Here is a 22,172-nt window from a genome sequence, read left to right on the forward strand (position 1 = left end):
TTATGAGTACTTTTTCCATATTAGGTAAACCTCGGCATTATGCATGGGGTGGTGAGGATTATATTCCATCTCTCATTGGTGTGGACAATAAGAGCTCCAAACCTTTTGCTGAGTGGTGGTTAGGCGCACATCCTGATGATTCATCTTTGATCGAGATTAATGGTGAGCAGCGGCAACTACTCGATTGGCTTAAATCCAATCAGCAGGCCCAGGCAGAAGAAGAGCGACAAGGGGAATTCCCACTTCCTTTTTTGATGAAAATTCTCGATGTGAATCAGATGTTGGCGATACAGGTTCATCCGACCAAAGTTCAAGCTGAAGAAGGGTTTAACAGGCAGGATCAACTTGGTATTGAGCGGACAGCGCCTGAGCGGACTTACCGAGATCGCAATGATAAGCCAGAAATGATGGTTGCGTTGACACCTTGTTGGTTAGCTCATGGCTTTACGGCAAGAGAGACGATATTACGCCGCTTCACATCGTACGCTTCTTTTGGTCAATTATGCAACCAAGTGCGCTTGTTTGGGATTCAGTCGGCTTTTGAATTATTGATGCGATTGCCACAGGCCGAAATCAATATTCTACTCGCTGAAATAATTGAAACTCATCAAGACCATTATTTATGTGGTCAAATTAGCCAACTGGAGCCTGAGTATTGGGTCTGCCGTGCGGTTCTCGAGCATCGTAGTGGTTACGATCGTGGCTTAGTTGCCATGTTCATGATGAATATTGTTCATGTACCTGTGGGGGTAGGGATCTACCAAAGTGCAGGGGTCCCTCATGCTTACCTCGCTGGGCAGAATATAGAGATCATGTCGAATTCTGACAATGTGGTACGTATCGGGCCTACGAAATTACACGTCGATCTTGATGAAGTACACCGTTTGATTGAGTACTGTGAGGTCGAACCGCAACTATTAACACCAACAGTAATTGCAGGTGAAGTAAATATTCGATGCTATCAACATGGTGGCACCGAGGCATTTAATTTAAACCAATTGACATTTGATGATGAAAATGCGGAAGTTGAATATCAATTATCTTATTTAAGTATGGTTTTTGTTGCTCAGGGGCAGTTATCAGTTTCGTATGAAGGTGATTATAAAAAATACTGTCAGGGTGAGACATTTATCATACCTGCCAATACCAAAGTTTTATTAAGATCTACAGGTTGTGTAGGGTATATTGCAAGTTATGGGAAGAAAAATGCTAACGATTAATACTGAATATCTTAACCAAGCAGTTAAAAGTCATGAATACATTCAATTAGCTCCTTATGCGAAGTTGGCCCATCATCAATTAATGACAGGAGAAGGTGTAGGCAGTGACTTCCATGGTTGGATTCGTCTTCCAGAAACTATTGACTTGGAAGAGGTTGCTGATATCAAACAGCGAGCGGAAGCTATTCAGCAACAATTTGATGCGTTTGTTTGTATCGGGATCGGTGGCTCATATCTGGGTCATAAAGCGATTATGGAAGCGCTTCAACCGGCCGTTGAGAATGATCAAAAAACTGAAATTTTATTTACTGCCCATAACTTAAGCGCTCGTTACCTTGACGAAGTCATGCAATATTTAGCGGGCAAAAATTACTGTATCAATGTAATTGCAAAAGAAGGAATGGCGCTTGAAACCGCAGTGACGTTCAGAATTTTGCGCGCAGAACTTGAGCGCCGTTTTGGCAAAGAGGGTGCAAAGAAACGAATTATTGTCACAACTGATAAATTCCGTGGTCCATTGAAAGACATCGTTGCTGAGCAAGGTTACCCAATGTATCACCTACCGCATGAAGTAGGGGGACGTTTTTCTGTATTCACTCCTGTGGGTTTGTTACCTCTGGCTGTTGCCGGTATTGAGATTGATGCCTTACTTGCTGGTGCTAAACAGATGATGACGGTTTGCGAATCTGATGAGGTAGAAGCCAACCCTGCACTGAAGTACGCCATTACCCGTAATATCATGGTCCAGAAAGGTAAAGAGATTGAGCTTTTCGTGAGTTATGAACCTTATATGGCGTATTTTTCTGAATGGCTGAAACAGCTGTTTGGTGAAAGTGATGGCAAAGATGGAAAAGGGTTATTCCCTGCGAGTGTTTTATATTCAACCGATTTGCACTCATTGGGTCAATGGGTACAAGAAGGGCGACGTAACCTTTTTGAGACGGTTCTTCATGTGACGGATAAGCCAATTGATGTGCCTGTGCCAGCACTTGAGGAAGATTTGGATAACTTAGGCTTCCTTGCTGGTTCGTCTTTGAATCATATTCAAGCTTCTATCAAGCAAGCGAGTATGGTTGCACACTCAGAAGGCGGAGTACCTAATCTAGAGATCTCTATTGCAAAGCTCGATGAATATCACTTGGGCGGCATGATGTACTTCTTCATGATGAGTGTGGCAGTTGGTGGCTACATGGCTGGTGTTAATCCGTTTGACCAAAATGGTGTAGATCAATACAAAGCGGAAATGATGAAAATTTTGAAGAGCTAATTATTCCATATTTGATATTTACCTTGAAAGGGTCGGCTAAATGCCGGCTCTTTTGGCTATTATATCAACCTACATAAATATTTGATCAGTCTTGCAGGTTAAAATAGCTGTTTTCTGCGTTAGATATTTTGTAATTAGAGCCACTAGTTACTGTAATATCTGCTTTGAGAACAACAATTTATCCAGTGAAAATACTTGATCAACTATTTATCTAGATTGGTATTAATCAGAATCTGCACTAATAAGTTGTTGTGCTGTGTATACTATCGGCTCTACGCTGGAAGGTGGGTACCCAAAACGTTTCTTAAAGACATTGCTGAAATGAAATGCGTCAGAAAAGCCAAGGTCATAGGCAATTTGCGAGACAGATTTGTTCCCTCGTTTCAGAACGCCTAAAGCAATATCGAGCTTCAGCTGTAGATAATACTCTTTAGGTGATTTACCCGTATGATTAAGAAAGAGTTTTCTTAAATGTTGTTCACTGCAACCAATAAACATCGCCATTGATTTTACTTGCCAGTTTTCAGATAGTTTGTGGTGCATTTCCTCAATGACTAACTTTACATTGTTATAGGATTTTGAGTGCTGCTCTTGGTTTACAGTTAATAACCATTCATAAAATATTTTATTGAATAATGCCGCTGCGTAATTAATGAATGTGTTTTTTTGCTTCTTTAGAGAATCAAGAAGCTCTTCGAATTGAATTTCGAAATGTCTATGATTATCGATCTGGATCACTTTTTCTTTCGGTATATTCACTAAGGATTCTTGTTCTATAAAAATTTCTATCCAATATAGTTTCCAAATAAACCCATCACACCAATAGCTATTTATTGCCTTGGGATCGAGGAAAATTAAGCAGTTACCTCGGATTTTTATTCTTTTTCCACTTTTTAATTCTATGATTCCATTGCCTTTTTCAGTGTAAACTACAACTAGCGTGTTATCAGATATTGGTAACCGCCTGTCGCGTGGCCACACATTTATATAGCTTTCATCACCAATCACATCCCAAAAAGAGCGAATGCCAACACTGCTGAAGCTCACATTTTTCGTAATAATCAATGGTTGATTCTTCATAGTTTCGTTTTCTTCATGGATTGGTTCGTTAAGTACATCTAATAATGTGTGAATTTAAATTATATTCCCAGTTGATATTTAGATGTGAATGATATTTGTGATTGCGGTCAATATTGAAGGGTGCATATTAACAAAGCATAAATTCGCAGAAAGATAGAACATTTGAAAGCGTATAAAAATAAAAAACGCTACCTACATGGAGAGTTTACACATGATAGCAATGAGCTCGTTCATATTATTTACCTTATTGGTTGCCTTGATTTCATACAAAGCAACCAAACAAGAAAATCTCAAACAATCAACTGGATATTTTCTAGCAGGACGGAGTTTGCCTTGGTTTGTTGTTGCTGGTTCACTATTTTTGACCAATATTTCGGCGGAGCAGCTGACAGGGCTGAATGGTAACGCATTTGCCAATGGTGCGAGTGTGATGGCATGGGAAACCGTCGCTGCCGTAACTATGATCATCTTGGCTGTTGTGTTCCTGCCAAGGTTTCTCAAAGGAGGGGTTGCTACTGTTCCTCAATTTTTAGAAGCGCGTTATGGTAAACGGATGCGTTCTGTGGCGTCGTTTATCTTTATCTATGCCATCGTCATCGGGTTTCTTCCTTTTGTGCTGTACGCAGGTGCTATCACACTAGGAAAACTGTTTGGTGTGGCTGACGTTCTCGGAGTTAGTGACACCGCTGCTACCTGGATAATGGTCATCGGGCTTGGCATTGTCGGTGGTATCTATGCTGTATTTGGCGGACTTAAGGCCGTTGCGGTATCAGATACGGTCAATGGTGTTGGTTTGCTTTTTGGCGGTTTTCTTGTGCCTATTTTGGCGCTCTATCAACTTGGTGATAGCAGTGTAGCTGAAGGCTTCAATATCCTAATTACAGAAGCCCCTGAAAGAATGGCAGCTGCCGGTGTGGGTGAAGGGGCTGCCATTCCTTGGCACACTCTATTCTCCGGTATTTTATTAATAAACTTGTTCTACTGGTGTACAAATCAGGCAATAGTACAGCGTGCTCTGGGGGCAAAAAACTTAGCGGAAGGCCAAAAAGGTGTGTTAGCTGCTGCGGCAATGAAAGTCGTCGGCGTTGCTATGTTGGTTCTACCAGGGATCATTGCATGGCATATGCACCAAAAAGGGATGATCACTGTACCCACTCGTGGTTTTACTGAAGCTGGTGAGGCAATCCTAGCCAAGGATATGGCGTATCCAACGTTAGTGCGTGAAGTTATGCCGTCATGGTTGACGGGGTTCTTTGGGGCAGTATTGTTCGGTGCTGTCATGAGCTCGTTCAACAGTGGTGTCAATAGCCTTTCGACACTTGTCAGCTTGGATATTTACAAGCAAATCATCAATCCTAAAGCTGATGATTTAAAAGTCGTGAGAATGGGCAAAATGTTTGGGGCTGTTACTATTGTAATCTGTGTGTGTATCGCCCCATTTATTGCCCAGGCTGACGGGCTTTACACTTTGATGAGAACCATCATGGCGGTTATCAATGTGCCAATCTTAACGGTGATTTTGGTTGGCATTGTCTCTAAGCGAACCCCGGCCTTAGCTGCCTACATCGCTTTGCCCGTTGGTATGGTGTCTTTCTATATCGCCCACTTCGTACTTAAAGGCGACTTTGGTATTGTTCAAATCCACTGGCTACACCTTGTTGGACTGAATTTCCTATGGATGGTCAGTATTATGATGACGGTTCGATACCTTAAGCCGATGTCTAAACCTTACGAACAAGTCTACACCAACCAAGTTGAAGTAAAACCGTGGAAATATGCAGTTCATGCTAGCTGGATGATTATTGGCTTGTTGGCTTTGCTCTACACCGTATTTTCTGGAATTGGCATACTCGGTGAGCAGGGAAGTGCTGGAAAAGTCATCGCGGCTTTGTCGTTAGTGGCAGTGTTGTGCTTTGTTCTTCATCGCCTGTTAAACCGCCATTCCTCGAAGCAATCCACCACCGTTGGCGTGGCCAAAGAGGTATAACCTCGGCTTGATAAAGGCAGGGTTTACCCTGCCTACTTCCTGATGCAATCATCTGCAATGTGAGAGAAAAAGATGTCGTTATTTGAAGATACTGGACTCAATCATAAATTCCTTAACCCGAAGTTACGTCAAGGGAGTTATTGTGTCGACTCCGCAGTTAGAAAGCCTAATATCGTTTTCATCACTGTCGATATGATATCGCCAGATTGTTACTTTGATACAAGACCACTTTCTAAGGTCATCAACACGCCTAATCTTGATTTGATTGCGGCTGAGGGCACGCGATTTGATCGAACGTATACCACAAGTCCTTTATGTGGCCCTGCACGAGCTGCTATGTTTACCGGTATGCATCCCCCTTATTTGACCAACGGTGAGCGTGCGCCCTGTGGTTCACAGGTCGATTTGGGTGTAGATGATGTTATATTTCAAGATTATTTGAAATCAGAAGGGTATGTACTCAAACACTCAGGGAAGTGTCATGTCGGCGTGGATAAATTTATTCGCACTTTTGGTGAAAACTTACATGCCTGGGACCGGTGGGGACCACCTGTTGTCGACGATGACAGGTATCTTGAATACCTTGACGCATTGAATGTACAACTTCCGCGTTACCGCAGGGAGCTTCGTGGACTGAGGGCAGATAAACAAACGCCAGCTAATTCTTTTGGCGGCTGGATAGAGCAATCCGATGGTACTGATTTTCCCAAAGAAGCCCATTATTCGACGTTTCTTGCTGATCTAACTGTCCGTCAGATAAAAGCTGCTAGGAGGCAGGAGCCTAATCGTCCCTTCTTTGCTCAATTGGACTTCTTTGACCCTCATCAGCCGTACTCTATCCCTAGTGGGTTTGAGTCTCGTTATGCAGAAATAAAGCGTTCAGTGCAACTACCGACAAGTTATGCTGAACTGCAGGATAAAGACACACTGCCAGATAATCCAATCTACGCGTTATACAGAAAATATTGGGGTATGTATGATGAAGAAACGGTGATTGATTATATTGCCGGCCATCTACTCCAAGTGGAAGTGATCGACTTTGCTGTTGGTCGTTTGATTGACTACCTGAAATCGGAAGGGCTGTGGGACGATTGCGCCATTGTATTTTCAGCCGATCATGGAGATATGAATGGCCGCTTGGGAATGGCTGATAAAGGCGTCTATTTTCAACCTGATATTTTTTCAATTCCACTTTATATCAAACCACCGAAGGTTTGTTTACCCGTATTGAAGACGGTAGAAACGGTTTGCTCGGCACTGGATATTGGTCCTACATTGCTGGCTTTTGCTGGTATTGAAAAACCCAGCCATATGGAAGGTGGCGATTTGAGAAAAGTTGCCAGGGGTGAAGAAAGGGAGCCACTTGTCCAAGTTTTTCAGACAGGGATGCATGTGGGGATGAATTTAGGCGCTGCTATAAGGCTAGAGTTGTTTGGGAAGGAGTGGTTTTATGGTTACAACGCATCTACCGGTTATCAAGAGTTGTATGATGTTGACGCCGATATGCAAGTAAATCAGTTCTATGAAGATGTCGGGGAAGCTATGCGATCAGAACTTGTTGCTCAAATGGCCAATGTATTGAGTTCTGATGTTCGTTGGCGGGGATATTGGGCTTCATATCGATTGCATAATATGGAATATTTATCTAACGATATCGGCGCTGACATGCAAATGCTTAAACCTGTTTAAGGGGGGCGTAATTACGTTTAAAAACTCTCGTATTCTTTTATCCCTATTAATATGACAAACTGGTAAACAGTCATTGTTAAGGGTTACTTAATAGGGATAAGAATGAAGCGTGTACTAATAACAGGGGCGACCAGTGGTATTGGCTATGAGCTTACCAAAACACTGTGTGAACAAGGGCATTTTGTTGTTGCGTCAGGGCGAAATAGTGACAAGTTGGCAGAGCTTAGTAAGCTAACTGGTTGCCACACGAGCCAAGCTGATCTGAGTGATCCGAAGCAAGCGATTGAACTTTTCGAGGTTGCGGTCGAGAAACTCGGTGGGTTGGATGTATTGGTTAACAATGCCGGAATGAATTCGCGTAAGTGCGGTATTGATGAATTTACATTAGAAGAGTTTGACCACCAGTATGCCGTGAACCTGAGAGCGCCAGCTTTGCTCAGTCGAGAGGCATTCAAAGTGATGAAGCCGACCAAGAGTGGTCAAATTATCAATATTCTCAGCACGGTTGCTAAACGCTCAAATGAAACAATGAGTGTGTATACGGCGATGAAGCAAGGGTTAGCTGGTTTTAGTGCAATCCTTATGAAAGAGGCGCAGCCACATGGTATTAAGGTAACCTCATTATTCCCTGGTGGTACCGATACCAATTTTAGAGAAGCTGACCGCCCGCAATACATGCACCCTGAAAGTGTTGCCAAGACTATTGCACTGTTGTTGGAATTACCACAAGACCTCGTTATGCATGAAATGGTATTCCGGCCACCGGTCGAAATCGAGTAATAGTGACGAAAAGGAAAGCCTCAGCAGAAATACTGGGGCTTTTTCTCTGAAATTGCATCCGTTAGGAATTCCTAGGGCGCTTAGTGATAAGCTTGCTAAATGGAAAACGAAAGGCACACCTATGGAATCGTCTAGTCAAACATCACCAAGCAGTAATATTCAAAACAAGACGTTGGACCCAAAAGGGCAGCGCAAGAGCCTCAGTATTTTGTTGGAGCTCGTTAAGTTCGTTCGTCCATATCGAGGACGGGTACTGGCTGCGCTGGTGGCGCTGATCTTCACAGCCTCTTTGACCCTATCTGTTGGTCATGGTGTGCGAATTTTGATTGATGAAGGCTTTTCCCAGCAGTCGACCAGCGAGCTTGCCAATGCCATTCAGTTTATTCTTGTGGTTACAGTGCTTATCTCTATTGGCACCTTCTTTCGTTTTTATTTGGTCTCTTCGGTGGGGGAGCGGGTCAGCGCAGATATTCGGCTTGCGGTGTTCAATCATGTCATCACTTTGCACCCCAGTTATTTTGAAACCAATGGCAGTGGCGAGATCATGTCTCGACTCACTACTGATACCACCTTGTTGCAAAGTATTATCGGCTCGTCTTTTTCGATGGCGATGCGCAGTACATTGATGTGTATCGGCGCGATTATCATGCTGTTTGCAACTAACGTAAAACTGACGTTGATTGTGCTGGCTTCGGTGCCGTTTGTACTTGTCCCGATCCTTATTTACGGTCGTCGTGTCAGAGCATTATCGCGCCAGAGTCAAGACTCCATGGCCGATGTAGGGAGTTATGCCGGCGAGGCGATAGAGCACATCAAGACAGTGCAAAGTTATAGCCACGAAGAGCAAGAAAGAGCCTCATTTGCGGCTGAAGTTGAAAAGGCATTCGACATCGGTCGCCAACGGGTTATGCAGCGTGCGATTTTGATCTCCGGTGTGATTGTTATCGTTTTCAGTGCGATTGCAGGCATGCTTTGGGTAGGTGGCAGTGATGTCATCCATGGTGTGATGTCGGCGGGAGATTTAGGGGCTTTTGTGTTCTATGCCATTATGGTTGCTTCATCGCTGGCTACCATTTCCGAGGTGATGGGCGAGCTTCAACGTGCGGCTGGAGCCACTGAAAGGTTGATAGAGTTACTTCATGTCGACAGCCATATTGTTGCGCCAAACCAGAGTGTGGTTTCTCCTCTGACGTTGTCTGCAGAAGTGGAGTTTGACAACGTCACATTTTGTTATCCCTCAAGGCCGGATCAGGCAGCCATCAAACAGTTGAAGCTCAAGGCTGAGGAAGGGAAGGTATTGGCCCTTGTTGGGCCGTCAGGTGCAGGTAAAACAACCTTGTTCGAATTATTGCAGCGCTTCTACGATCCGCAATCAGGCAAAGTGACGCTAGGCGGCGTGGATATTCGTCAGTTTGATCCTAGCGAGCTACGTCACCAAATGGCCTTGGTACCACAGCAACCTGCGTTATTCAGCCATAATGTCTTCCACAATATTCGCTATGGCAACCCGCAGGCAACCGATGAGCAGGTTATTGAAGCCGCCCAAAAAGCCCATGCCCATGACTTCATTATAAATTTGCCTGATGGTTACGATAGCTTCCTCGGAGAGCGGGGAGTCAGGTTATCAGGTGGACAACGACAGCGAATTGCCATTGCCAGAGCTATTTTAAAAGACCCTAAAATACTGCTTCTTGATGAGGCGACCAGCGCACTGGACAGCGAAAGCGAATACCATGTTCAGCAAGCCCTCGAAGAACTCATGCGCGGGAGAACCACCCTTATTATTGCCCATCGTCTTTCGACGATTCAGCATGCTGATCAAATTGCCGTTTTTGATCAGGGGCGACTGGCCGATATAGGTAATCACTCATCATTAATGCAAAGCAGTGAGTTATATCAGCGCTTAGTCGATCTGCAGTTTAAGCATATGAACCACTAGTGTTCAAGTTATTCGTTATTGGCATAAATTATTCTATATGGTTTTGTGTGTTCATTGATTAACAGTTTGAATTAAGAGCAAGGCTTATTCCTCGAAGTGAAAGACGCGCCATTGGCGGTGATGGTGATAGCAGCTCGTGAAGAAGATAAAGCTAACAGCACTTACCAAAAAATTGCCAGTATCTTCCAGTCCCAGCAAGTTAAGGATTTCATGCAGGAAACCTTTAATGGGACTATTGAGCCAGCGAGTTAACGATTTCTTTCCATTATACTAATGATATCCCGGCATTTTTGTCGGGATTTTTAATAATGAATTTTAAATTTTATATATATTGACTTCGTTGATTTATAATTAAATATTCTCAGAATTGAGTATTGAACTTAAGGCTGAAATTATCTCAGATTTAGTCACATCAGCATCATCTAGCCAACTACTTTTTAAAGTGACTGCTATTCAGCAGCTTTATTAAATGATTTGACCCTATATATTATGGTTGAAGAGGCTAGGTTAAATGAAATTTTTATATTATTTCAACATAATACCAATTATTTTTCTTTTAGGTCTGGGGTGGGTAACACCTTTATGGGCTTTTGTTCCACCTGATGATAATGATATAAACCTTAGGCTACAAGGATGCCGAAATGACACCAATACTGAAATATTACCAAATGGAGATTTTCTGCCAAATGCCGACGATAATTATACTTGTCAAAACCCTAACGGCATTGAAGTAAATGAGTTCCCATATACTGATGGGAACTTAGGTACGCTTTGGAAAGAGCTAGATTTAGTGCCATTTCGTCTAATTCTGACAAGCTCAAGTAATCAGCAAGAAGTTTACAATGTTCACCTTGCTGCTGACTATGAAGATAGTACGGGGAACGGTGCACCATATTTAGGGTATGACAAAATAAATAATATCCAAGTTATTCCCAGTGACGAGAGCAATGGGTTTTCTACTGCTGGATGCTTAGTTACACCTATTGGTACGCCTGTAATTTCAGATACAATTCCTGGTGGAGCGAATAAAGTCATTTATCAGGAAATTGAAGTGACACACCCTGCAGGAGGAACATGTGTTATTGATTGGACCAATCGACTTGCCGTAGGAGCCAGTCAATTTCCGGGTTCTTCGCTCCAAGCTTATATATTTAAAGTAGACCTTAATAGTGAGGATACGCCACCTAACGACATTAGAAGCGGCAGGCAAGTAATATCAATTAATGTTGAACAGATGGAGTTGTTTTCTCTTAGAAAAGATATGTCAGCAACTTCTGGCACTGGTCAGGTTTGGGATATTGAAAAAAGTTTAGTTTCCGAGGAGCTAAACTTAGGTGACACTTGTAGTACAACGCCACAAACAGGTGATGTTACGATCAGGGTTGAGTGGAGCGTGAAACCCATTGAAGGCACTGATAATGCTATTACCATTGAAACAAACATTTATGCGAAAAATAACCTTAACCGAAATGTGTTGGTAGATATAGAAGATAAGATTTATGGTGTTATCGATGGTATTAATAGTAATGAAGAATTCCTATTAGAAACAAAGCCTTTTACTGATATAGATGTCCCTGCGGGAAAAGAAGTCTCAGTAACACATACCTATATCCAGCTAAATACATCGCCAGACGATGTTCTTGGGTTAAGAGATCAGGCAACTGCGACGTTTAAAGACCCGATTTCAGATATTCCTGAGTCCCCTGAAGAGTTTGATATTCTTCCATTAGTGGCAAATTTTGTACTTATTCCCATTCCCAACGGTGACGGCATTCAGGTAGTGGGCGAAGGGCTTCCAAATGTAAATATCTCAGAAACAGAAGTTCTTACAGGTTCAGGGATAAGTTATTTTGTTTCAGATGTACAGGGAATATCGGGTTCATTTTTTGATGGGGATGAGAACCCAATCACCCAGCCTGATTCAAATAATCCAATTGGCCCTGGAGTCGAGTTAGTTTGGAAAGCGCTCAATCAATCACCTGATAGTTGTAGTGCTGGGGAGAGTAATATTTGTTCTGTCGAAATTACCAAAACAGTTTCAGCACAGCCTTTCTCTACCGTCAGTGGCACATTAAAGGACTGGGCAACACTCACATCAAGCATTAATGATAACGAACAATCACTTCCACTTTCCTTAACGAGCGGGACAGAAGAAGCACCATTTACGGTAAACATTACTGGTGCGCCATTGGTTGATCTTAATGTCACTTTAACCGTACCGGCCCCTGCAGAAGCTTTGGTATGTCGTGTTGAAGTTACAAATGCAATAGAAGAGGTTGTCGGTACACTGATTTATGACTTCAACACGACCAATACACGAACGGAAAGCCTGACCGGACAAGAGCCGGACACTTATACGGCAACAGTTCTTGAGTGTGGAGATCTCATTGGAATGACAACCATGATTGCTGATTTAACACTCTCAGGTGAGTCATTATCAAACGAAGATTGTTCCGATACGCTTGCATTTGAGTTCACTTCTCCGGAGCCTGAATTACCGGTCCTCGTTGAAGTGAATAAGGTAACTCATCCTGTAGGTCAGGAAGATGGTTGGATTATGACGTTGGAGGGTGGAAATCTTCAAGCACCTGTGATCTTGGAAACAAGTGATTCAGATAATACTGCTTTTGAACGTTTTCAAGGTGATAGTGGTGACTTAGAGTTAGGTGAAGGAACCTATACTATCACTGAAACACTTAAAGATGGCTGGGTACAAACAGCGAGTACAGGCTGTGAGTTTACGGTTACGCTTCCAGATGATGCCGGTACAACGAAGCAATGTACATTCACCAATAAGATACTGGGTAAAATCATTATCCATAAGGAAACTAAGCCGAAATACGGTACTGGCTTTACCTTCCTTCATGATATCGACTATACCAATGAGTTTACACTCGACCACGGCCAGAGCCAGATCTTCTATGATGTGGTACCGGGAAGCTATCAAGTCAAAGAGGCAGATCCCGCTCCTGACTTTGAGCTTAAGAAATTGACTTGTACCGAGTCAGTGGCAGATAACAGCCAAACTGATACGAATACGAGAACCGCCAGTATCGAACTCGATCCGGGTGAGGTAGTGGAATGTACTTTCATAAACCGTGAAAACGGTATGGTGGTTATCAATAAGCTGACAAATGGACATGCAACAGAAGATGAGTGGAAGTTTACCCTATCTGGGCCTGGTATCGATACCTATGCCTTAACCCCTCCTAATGTGGTTGATTTTGATGGCGCTAAGCTTACCCCAAATAAGAAGTACACTCTGTGCGAAGTTGATGTGCCATTCGGTTGGGTTCCTGTCTGGTTTGTAGACAGCGATAAGGATGGTTACGCTGACCAAAAACTGGATATGGATGTGAAATCGCCTAAGGCATCCATCATTAAGAGCTTGGCAACCAGTAACGTCTTTAATCCGTACGCTGGTCAGAAAATGGACTTAAAGGGAGACATGACATTCTGTGTCAATTTCAAAGTTAAACCAGGGCAGACGTTGAACTTTAAAGTCGATAATGTTCAGTTTAAAAAGCCCGATGAACCGAAACAAGAGCCACCGAAAGATAAGTGTCATAATGAGCCTATCTACGGCCAATACCTAAGTTATGATTACTTCCAGTCTTCTGATGATTGGGTTGGGTACTATCATGTTGATGATTGTGAAAAAGCATCCACTCTATTGAAGAAGAAAGTATCGAAGAATAACTCGGGCTATTTAGCGTCAAAACTCTACAAGGCGAAGCTGCATCACGCTTTTGGGCAAGCAAGTTGTGACTCGGCCTATAATGCCATGAGTCAGTCACATAAAATGCTTGAAGACCATGGGTATAGTGGTGAAGGCCACAATTTCAGTGCTAAAGAGCGCAGAAAAGCAAAACGCTTGGCGAGGGATTTAGATAGCTACATATCTAATAACCTCTGTCCTTAGTTGTAATGTCGTAGTACCCAAATAGGTATTTTGTAGAAGAACCGGAGTGTCATTGATACTCCGGTTTTTATTGCCCACTTCACGAGATAGATAATACCAATCTGGATAAGTCGTTGATCAAGTATTTGCACTGGAAAAATCGTTGTTATCAAGGCAGATATTGCAGTAACTAGTGGCTTTATTACAGAGTCAACACTCTAACTCGCATGTTAAATAAACGACAGGAGTACATTAGGGTGATGTTAATCAATGTTTTGTTAATATCCCTTTTATGAGTTTGCAGCTCGGCTTTTATCTCATATGCCCATAAGGTAAAGTCCAAAGCGGGTGAAATGATAGTGTTGTTACTAAGGAGGCTGAATGAGTAGCCTTGGTGATAACTAAAAAAGCTGATGGATTACAATAAAATAAATACCTTTAACCAACTTAGCGGAAACCCGCTCTTTGAGACAATTGGCCAGAGTTTGTACGAGGCCTATGCGGTGGATGCTGTCCTCATTGGTTCTATAAGCGAAGATCGGGAAGGAGTACATATACTCTCGAGTTGTTTTCAGGGTGAAAAAGGGGAAGGGCATTATTTTCCATTAATCGAAGTGCCTGAAACTGAGGTCGTCGAGACTGAGGAGCCGCTCATTATCTCGAGTGACTTTGATAAGAAGTACCCTCTCTACTCCCATAAACATACGAAATCAGCAGAAACCTTCATTGGTATTCCTCTTTTTGCTCGTAACCATCAGTTAGTTGGTGTGCTTTCCTGTTTATTCAAACGATCTTTCCATTCAGTTGATGCGCTGCTTGAGTATTGCAATACGTTTGCAACGTACCTTGGCTACGAAGTTGGTTACGAAGCTCTACTGATGCGTCAATCACAGTTGCAATGGCAGCTAGAAGAAGGCCAAAAAGTTGCAAAAGTGGGTAGCTGGAATTGGAACCTTCAAGATAAGTACTTTGAATGGAGCAAAGAGGTTTATCGGATATATGGCATTAAAGATGAGTCGTTATTGCCGACGTTGTCTTTGCTCTCGGCTTTGATTCACCCAGAAGACCGAGAGTGGGTGCTAGATACGCTATACCGATCGATTGAAAGTGATAGCGTCAATTATAATTTGGTTCATCGAGTCCAGCTTTGGGATGGTACTATCAAGTATGTACGTAAGCGGGCAGAAGTGATACGGAATAGCCAAGGTCAGCCTGTTGAAATGCGTGGTACTATCCACGATGTCACCGACGTTTATCAAATTTCGGCCAAACTGAATAAAACCTCACGCCAGCTGACAACGACGTTTAATTCGGTGGAAGAAGGGATTTGGGAGTTTGATCTTGAACGTAGGGAGTTTGCAACCTCGGCCAAGTTCTGGCATTTATTAGGCCGTGAAAAGCCCAAAGAGGGTGACGACCTTGACGTGTGGTTATCGTGTATTGTTGAAGAAGACAGGGGCGAAGGTGTTGATTATTTTTGTCGCTTTATTCAGCAGCAGCATGCCTCAGTGTTTCAGTTTGAATTTCGCCTCAAAGCCAGTAGTCGCGTCGCGCTAGATGGCAATGAATGTTGGCTAACCATAAAGGGCAGTGTTGTCGCTCGGGATGACAACGGCAAACCGATCAAAGTCGCGGGTATTCAACGCGATATCACCCATACCATCGAAGCAAAACGTCAGCTGGATCGAGCTCAGGTGGTGTTTGATAACACTTCTGAGTGTATATTGATCACCGATAAAAATAACAAGATCATTTCAGTCAATCGTTCATTCGAGGAAATAACGGGTTATCGCGAGAAAGAACTGCTTGGTCTGTCACCTAGTGTGCTGTCATCGGGGATTCATGATGCCCAGTATTATCATTCCCTCTGGCATAACTTAAACAGCAACGGGCATTGGAAAGGCGAGGTCTGGAATCGACGCAAAAATGGTGAAATCTATCCAGAAGAGATTTCGATCAATGTGATCCGTGATGACAATGATGAGATTGTTAATTTCGTGGCAGTGTTTCGTGATATAAGCCATTGGAAAAAAGCAGAAGAGCAGCTGACTTTTTTTGCTTATAAAGATCCGCTTACCAGCCTAGTCAATCGTCGCAGTTTTATTCAACGTGTGAAAAAGCATATCGCTTCTATCGATGACATCCGGGGTCAAACCTTCTCATTGCTGTTTATCGATATGGATGACTTCAAATCACTCAATGATCTCTATGGTCATGACTTTGGTGATAAAGTCTTGGTACACATTGCCAACTGCCTTAAACGCGTTTTCCCGGTTGCAGACAATATCTGTCGATATGGTGGCGATGAATTTTGCGTTCTCTTGCCTAAAACGACCTCCGGGGCGGCGAGGATATGGGGGCAGCAGGTCGTTGACCGTGTGGCGGAAGCCTTTGTACTCGATGACATTGAAGTGAATACCACTGTCAGTATAGGGATCTCGACTTATCCCGAGAGTGGAGAAACCCATAGCGAACTGCTCAAGAACGCTGACTATGCCATGTATAACATGAAAGGGCAGGGGCGAAATGGGATCTGCCAATATGACAGCGCATTACAGTCTGATTATATTGAAAAACTGAGAATGCGCGATCGGCTTAAAAAGGCGATTTCCGACGAATTGCTGATGGTCTATTACCAGCCAGTTGTTGATGCCCGCACTGGAAAAATTAGTCGATTCGAAGCTTTGATCAGGTGGCATGACGAAGTAGAAGGACACATTTCTCCCGCTGAGTTTATTCCTGTTGCCGAGCGTTATGGTTTGATAAGACCGTTGGGAGCATTTGTCCTGCATCAGGTCTGCCGCGACCTAAAGCAGTTACACCAAGCCGGGTTTTCTGATGTGACAATGAGTATTAACCGCTCTGTGAAAGAGTTCATTGGCAGTCATGGCCTTCCTCCTATCTGGGAGGTCATTGAGTCATATGGGTTGCCGCTGAAGTCTATTGTTGTGGAAATCACCGAGTCGACGGCATCGAGCGAAAGTAGTGATATTCAATCGTTGTTGGCGTCGTATAAGCAAAGAGGCATTGAAATTGCGTTGGATGACTTTGGTACGGGGTACTCTTCTTTGAGCTCGGTGGTCGAGCTTCGGCCGAATATTATCAAGATAGACCGTAGCTTTATTAAGGAAATCGACAAACAGGATAACCGAACCTTGGTGTCCTTGATCATAGATTTGAGCCATAAGTTGGGTATTCAGGTTGTAGCTGAAGGTGTCGAAACGCGAAAACAGTTGGATATACTAGGGGAGATGCATTGCCATTTTGTCCAAGGGTTCCTCTTCAGCCCTGCTGTTCCTTTTACACGTTGTTTTTCAATTCTTAAGAGCAAAGAACTATACGGCCTATCCACTGTCGATACGGTCATTATGACAAGTTAAACGGTGATTACACCAAACTGTCAACCCGGTGGGGCCGACAGTTTGGTGTAAGGTCTAATACCAACCTACATAAATATTTGATCAGCCTTGTAGGTTAAAATCGCGGTTATCTGCGTTAGATCTTTTGTAATTAACGCCACTAGTTACTGCAATATCTGCCTTGATAACAATGATTTTTCCAGTGCAAATACTTGCTCAACGACTTATCCAGATTGGTCTAAAATTTAGACTTTGCAGATTCGAATGAACGTTTCAATGAATCTAGCGCCTCATCGGCTCCTTTTTTTATTTCTTCCCACGCACTGTCGCTGGCATGTTGAAGATCGGTAATTTTTGCTTTGGCCTCTTCTTTACGTTGCTTCAGTTCGGTGAGCGTTTTTTCAAGGTCCCGCTTTGCTTCGCCGGATGCGTGTTGGGCTTTAACTTCTAGCTTATCGATATCTTCATTCCAATTGAGTAGCTTTTTATGAAGGTTATTGATTAATTCTTTACGATCCATTGAGATACCTCTCTATTTTTTAGTAAATTAAAGGGGGGGACGAATTAAACTGTTCTGGACCTATGTTGTAATACTTCTTTTATTGCATTAAGTTTTTGCTCTATCTTTTTTCTGTCAGTGGGCTCATTGATATTATCGAAGCATGTATTTGCGATGAGTACAGCGTGTTTTTCAAGTGCTTTTTTGTCTGTGGTACGGATAGCTTGCTTAGAAAGCATTAAAACATTATTCAGTAAACATAGGGGAACAGACAGAGTGTGCGGGCAGCACTGACGTATTTGAGCAAAAGCAGTGTCAGCGATATCTTCAAAATTTAAGGGCTTCACGACCAAGCGTAACTGTTGGCTGTCGTTATAGTAACTGGTCGAGGGAAATGAGCGTCGCAGCAAGAGGCCAAGGGCAATTGTCAGCCGGTTAATGCAGGCGATAGCCGTGGCAGGATCATTAATGCCGGGAGATAGAGCTCGCAAAGCCACTTCTTCCAGTTGGCGAACATTAAACACGATATCCTGTTCCGGTGTTGCCTTAGGCCCGATAATATAAAATTGATTAATTTTTCCTATCAACTCTTCACCTGCCTTTTTATCGCTAAAACACATAGCGATTGGTGCCTGTTCTATAAGAAAGTCACCAGGGTGGTAAAGCAGTTTAATGATCGAATCATGCTCATCAGCCAACTGATACAATCTGTCTAAGTCCAGTGCTTGCACATATCCACTTGATAAAGAGGGGATAGGAGTTGTATATGCAATATTGTCACTAATATCGTCACAGACTAAAGCTGTATCATCTTCCTCTATTGGATCAGGATAAAGGCTCTCAATGGCCTCGCATAACTCCTCTGATACGGCTTGAATCAACGTATCAGCTTGGATGAAAACAGAGACGTGATGAATATACCTAATCAGCATTAGCAAGCAAGCGAGAGCCAATAATATAGCGATGCTAAGTGACAGCTGAAGTACGACCTCACTCGAGGCCAAGGTGAGTAACCACGCCAAAATAAGCAGGCAGTATAAGAAAGTTGATGTGAAAATCCCTAAGCCAAACTGGGTCACGGGATCTCGAATAAAGTTACGTAATAAACGTGGCCCTAACTGACTTGAGGCCAGTGATAGCACCACCATTGTCATTGAAAATACAACGCCAGCAACAGTAATGATAGATGTGGCTATGGTTGAAATGAGCCCTGCAGCGCTATCTGGACTGGCCGACACCAGCCAGCTTTGCATTGATGTATGGGATAAATGAATGTAGAGATCAAACCATATAGTGCCACTGGCTAAAACGGTGGAGATCAACATCATGAAAATGGGGACGAACCAAAAGCTTGTTCGCAAGTATTCCCAGAGGTGCCACATGTAGACTTTCATGCATCCCCTTTTTTCGTACCTAGGTTAAAAAGACGGTAACTTAGCCAAGCTGAGCATTATGTGAGTGTAGGTTAATCTGACGTCTATATGAAAAAGCGCCTAATTTTCAATCTCGACTTGGATTTGGTGAGCCTAACTGAGTAAGATGGCGTCTTGTTGTTAGCGGAGTAAGCCCATGCAGGCAGTTTGTTTTGATTTTGATGGTACGCTGGTTGATTCTGAGATTTTCCATGCGCAGAACTGGAGCCATTATTTATCGGGCTTGAATATCAACATCTCAGCCCATGACTTTTTGGCTGATTTTGCTGGCGTTCCTTGGGAGATCGTCGCTAAACATTTCACTTCAATCGCTACCATACCGCATACTACTTCGACCATAGTTTCTGAAATGGAGCAGTTAACCTATCAGGCTATTATAGAAAGAGGGATCCCTGCTAAAGAGGGGGCATTTGACTTGGTCAAGTCGCTCCATGGCTCACGGCCATTGGCAGTAGTTACGGGTTCGCCAAGAAAGTATGTTGAGGGTATCTTGTCCCATCTAGGCTGGTTACATTACTTCGAGCATATATTTTGCGGTGATGACGTCACACAGAACAAACCAGCCCCTGAAATCTATCAATTGGCTTGTCATACTCTTGGTGTATCGGAACATCAGACTGTAGCGATTGAAGATAGCCATACCGGTGCGCAATCGGCGTATTCTGCAGGGTTAAGGCTGGTGGTCGTCAACGATTTACACCCGGTGGGTGTAAACATGACCCCCTATCGCTATGACAATTTGATAGAAGCACAAGCGCAACAAGCTAAATGGCTTGTCGCATAAAAGCTGTAACTATGCCTATGACATAGGCGAAGTATCTAAGATTCAGTAAATAGGCCAAGTTAACGGCCCAGAGAAAGGCATTGCTATGCAAGATGAAGATATCATGACTGGCGATATGCTAGTCGAAACGGTTGAGAACCAACTAGAAGATGGTAACCCAATAAAGGTGAAAGAAACCTTGATGCGCTTGGTGATGACGGGTACGCCAAGAGAAGAGGCGATTCAGATGATAGCCTGTGCATTATCTATTGAAGTGTTTGATGTGGTAAAAAATGGCGGTAGCTTCGATTTGAAACGTTATAGTGAAAATTTGGACGCGTTGCCTGATATGCCTTGGGAGTTTGAAGACTAACTTTTGGTGTAGTTCACAAAAAAGCCGCTTAGAGCGGCTTTTTTTGTTATTTGTTTGTTTTGTTTTTGTTTTTTTATGCGCAAGGGGGCTGAGATTCATAGCGAATTGTTGTTGATGCTTGAAATAGTTAAAACTGTTGCAGTTAACCGATTTAATGTCACTTTTCTTGAAAAAAACACTTGAAAACAACAATGAAACCGAGGGATTTCATTGCCTCTGGTAGTGTTTATGACTGCAAAACGGCTTTCATATTGGTTTAAATGACTGCCTATTGTGGTAAGGATAGGTAACTGGTCTGGTTTGTTTGTTATTGTTGGTTTTTTCTTGTGTGACGGAGTTCAAAAACAGTTTCTTGTGCTGTATCAGAATATAATTCCAGTTTGATTTGTTGGTTATAAGTTAAAAATTGGTCGCACATTCCAAGGTTTTTACTTTATTGTGTTTGTATATTTTAATGAGGCAGCAAGGAAACAAAAGATGATTATTGGTGTACCTAAGGAAATCAAAGTTCACGAATACCGTGTGGGTATGGTCCCAGCTTCAGTAAGCGAAGCTGTTGCTCATGGACATAAAGTATACGTTGAGACCAATGCGGGTTCTGGTATCGGCTTTAGCGATCAGGACTACATTGAAGCAGGTGCCCAGATTCTGCCGACAGCCGAAGCGGTTTTTGCAGAGTCAGAAATGATTGTAAAGGTTAAGGAGCCACAAGCCGTAGAACGTGCCATGCTTCGTGAAGGCCAAATCCTATTTACTTACCTTCACCTTGCGCCAGACCCAGAACAAACGCATGACCTTATCAACAGCAAGGCTGTATGTATTGCTTACGAAACGGTGACAGACGATAAAGGACGCCTGCCATTATTGGCTCCAATGTCAGAAGTGGCAGGTCGCATGTCAATTCAAGCGGGTGCACAAGCGCTTGAGAAATCAAGAGGCGGCCGCGGCATGTTGCTAGCTGGTGTACCGGGTGTAGAGCCGGCGAAAGTTGTTATCATCGGTGGTGGTGTTGTTGGTGCCAATGCTGCTCAAATGGCGGTAGGTATGCGTGCAGATGTGGTGGTACTAGACCGTAACATCGATGTATTACGTCAGCTTGATGCTCAGTTTGGCGGCGCGGTACAGTGTGTGTACTCGACCAAAGATGCGATTGAAAAACACGTACTGGAAGCTGATCTTGTTATTGGTGGTGTTCTGGTTGCCGGTGCTGCCGCTCCGAAATTGGTTACAGCTGAAATGATCAAGAAGATGAAGCCAGGCGCTGCAATCGTCGACGTTGCTATTGACCAAGGTGGCTGTGTTGAAACATCTCATGCAACCACTCACAGCGATCCTACTTACATTGTTGACGATGTTGTTCATTACTGTGTTGCGAACATGCCTGGCGCTGTTGCTCGTACGTCGACATTCGCTCTGAACAATGTCACTCTGCCATACATACTAAAACTGGCAGATAAAGGCTACAAGGCTGCGCTGCAGGAAGACAAGCATCTGCTAAACGGTTTGAATGTATACCGTGGGCAGGTTACTTGCGAAGAAGTTTCTGAAGCATTAGATCTTGCATACATTACGCCAGAGAAAGCACTTGCTTGATTAACATCGCTTAGATTCAATCACTGATTCTAAATCCCTGCCTCGGCAGGGATTTTTTTGTTTAAAATCTGCGATAGGCGATAGGCCCCCCGTAAAGTAGACACGGCTGAACATTGGAGGTAAGGGATAAGGATTAACAGTGATATTAAAACAAAGACATACTTACTGTGAGTAATCGTTTTTACACAATGATGTCACTATTATTTGTCATCGCCTGAATTCAGATAATAAGTGCGACACTCATGGGAAGGTGTAAAAGAGGAAGCCAACTGCCGAAAGTGGTACGCTC

The 22,172-nt window shown here is 43.2% G+C and carries 14 protein-coding genes and 1 pseudogene; 12 read left to right on the forward strand and 3 right to left on the reverse strand.

What is annotated here, in order from left to right; genetic code table 11:
- Window positions 1-2: 2 nt before the first annotated feature.
- Window positions 3-1,220, forward strand: coding sequence for a mannose-6-phosphate isomerase, class I (gene manA, locus ACVA53_RS20385; RefSeq protein WP_446506104.1), 1,218 nt, complete (start codon window positions 3-5; stop codon window positions 1,218-1,220).
- The gene (locus ACVA53_RS20390; RefSeq protein ID WP_446506105.1) at window positions 1,207-2,487 is read left to right on the forward strand and encodes a glucose-6-phosphate isomerase; all 1,281 of its coding nucleotides are present in this window, start codon (window positions 1,207-1,209) and stop codon (window positions 2,485-2,487) included. Before manA ends, ACVA53_RS20390 begins: the two co-directional genes overlap by 14 nt.
- A gap of 222 nt (window positions 2,488-2,709) precedes the next feature.
- Here the strand turns inward: ACVA53_RS20390 and ACVA53_RS20395 are convergent, their stop codons facing one another.
- On the reverse strand, window positions 2,710-3,567 hold the full coding sequence (locus tag ACVA53_RS20395; RefSeq protein ID WP_446506106.1) for a helix-turn-helix transcriptional regulator: 858 nt from the start codon (window positions 3,565-3,567) through the stop codon (window positions 2,710-2,712).
- A gap of 211 nt (window positions 3,568-3,778) precedes the next feature.
- On the opposite strand from ACVA53_RS20395, the gene ACVA53_RS20400 reads away from it, so the two are divergent.
- The 7 genes and pseudogenes from ACVA53_RS20400 (at window position 3,779) to ACVA53_RS20430 (ending at window position 17,243) form a co-directional block, all read left to right on the forward strand.
- Window positions 3,779-5,554, forward strand: coding sequence for a solute:sodium symporter family transporter (locus ACVA53_RS20400; protein WP_446506107.1), 1,776 nt, complete (start codon window positions 3,779-3,781; stop codon window positions 5,552-5,554).
- Window positions 5,555-5,626: 72 nt separating this feature from the next.
- On the forward strand, window positions 5,627-7,243 hold the full coding sequence (locus ACVA53_RS20405) for a sulfatase-like hydrolase/transferase (RefSeq protein ID WP_446506108.1): 1,617 nt from the start codon (window positions 5,627-5,629) through the stop codon (window positions 7,241-7,243).
- A 102-nt stretch (window positions 7,244-7,345) separates the two neighbouring features.
- Entirely contained in the window at window positions 7,346-8,023 is a 678-nt protein-coding gene (locus tag ACVA53_RS20410) for an SDR family oxidoreductase (RefSeq protein WP_446506109.1), read from the forward strand.
- A gap of 121 nt (window positions 8,024-8,144) precedes the next feature.
- A complete protein-coding gene (locus tag ACVA53_RS20415) occupies window positions 8,145-9,962 on the forward strand; it encodes an ABC transporter ATP-binding protein/permease (RefSeq protein ID WP_446506110.1) in 1,818 nt (605 codons plus the stop codon).
- Window positions 9,963-10,037: 75 nt separating this feature from the next.
- Window positions 10,038-10,214, forward strand: a pseudogene (locus ACVA53_RS20420) (MetQ/NlpA family ABC transporter substrate-binding protein); the annotation flags it as partial.
- Between the two features lie 259 nt (window positions 10,215-10,473).
- A complete protein-coding gene (locus tag ACVA53_RS20425) occupies window positions 10,474-13,884 on the forward strand; it encodes a prealbumin-like fold domain-containing protein (RefSeq protein WP_446506111.1) in 3,411 nt (1,136 codons plus the stop codon).
- Window positions 13,885-14,276: 392 nt separating this feature from the next.
- The gene (locus tag ACVA53_RS20430; RefSeq protein WP_446506112.1) at window positions 14,277-17,243 is read left to right on the forward strand and encodes a sensor domain-containing protein; all 2,967 of its coding nucleotides are present in this window, start codon (window positions 14,277-14,279) and stop codon (window positions 17,241-17,243) included.
- A 217-nt stretch (window positions 17,244-17,460) separates the two neighbouring features.
- Here the strand turns inward: ACVA53_RS20430 and ACVA53_RS20435 are convergent, their stop codons facing one another.
- Window positions 17,461-17,742, reverse strand: a complete 282-nt coding sequence (locus ACVA53_RS20435) for a hypothetical protein (protein WP_446506113.1) — start codon at window positions 17,740-17,742, stop codon at window positions 17,461-17,463.
- Window positions 17,743-17,786: 44 nt separating this feature from the next.
- Window positions 17,787-19,115, reverse strand: coding sequence for a DUF2254 domain-containing protein (locus tag ACVA53_RS20440; protein WP_446506114.1), 1,329 nt, complete (start codon window positions 19,113-19,115; stop codon window positions 17,787-17,789).
- Between the two features lie 175 nt (window positions 19,116-19,290).
- On the opposite strand from ACVA53_RS20440, the gene ACVA53_RS20445 reads away from it, so the two are divergent.
- From ACVA53_RS20445 to ald, 3 genes are all read left to right on the forward strand, one after another.
- Entirely contained in the window at window positions 19,291-19,938 is a 648-nt protein-coding gene (locus ACVA53_RS20445) for an HAD family hydrolase (RefSeq protein ID WP_255042305.1), read from the forward strand.
- An 85-nt stretch (window positions 19,939-20,023) separates the two neighbouring features.
- Window positions 20,024-20,290 (forward strand): hypothetical protein, encoded by a 267-nt coding sequence (locus ACVA53_RS20450; protein ID WP_255042306.1) that lies wholly within the window; start codon window positions 20,024-20,026, stop codon window positions 20,288-20,290.
- Between the two features lie 477 nt (window positions 20,291-20,767).
- On the forward strand, window positions 20,768-21,883 hold the full coding sequence (ald, locus tag ACVA53_RS20455; RefSeq protein WP_255042307.1) for an alanine dehydrogenase: 1,116 nt from the start codon (window positions 20,768-20,770) through the stop codon (window positions 21,881-21,883).
- Window positions 21,884-22,172: the final 289 nt, after the last annotated feature.

This window comes from Photobacterium sp. DNB23_23_1 (assembly GCF_052873815.1).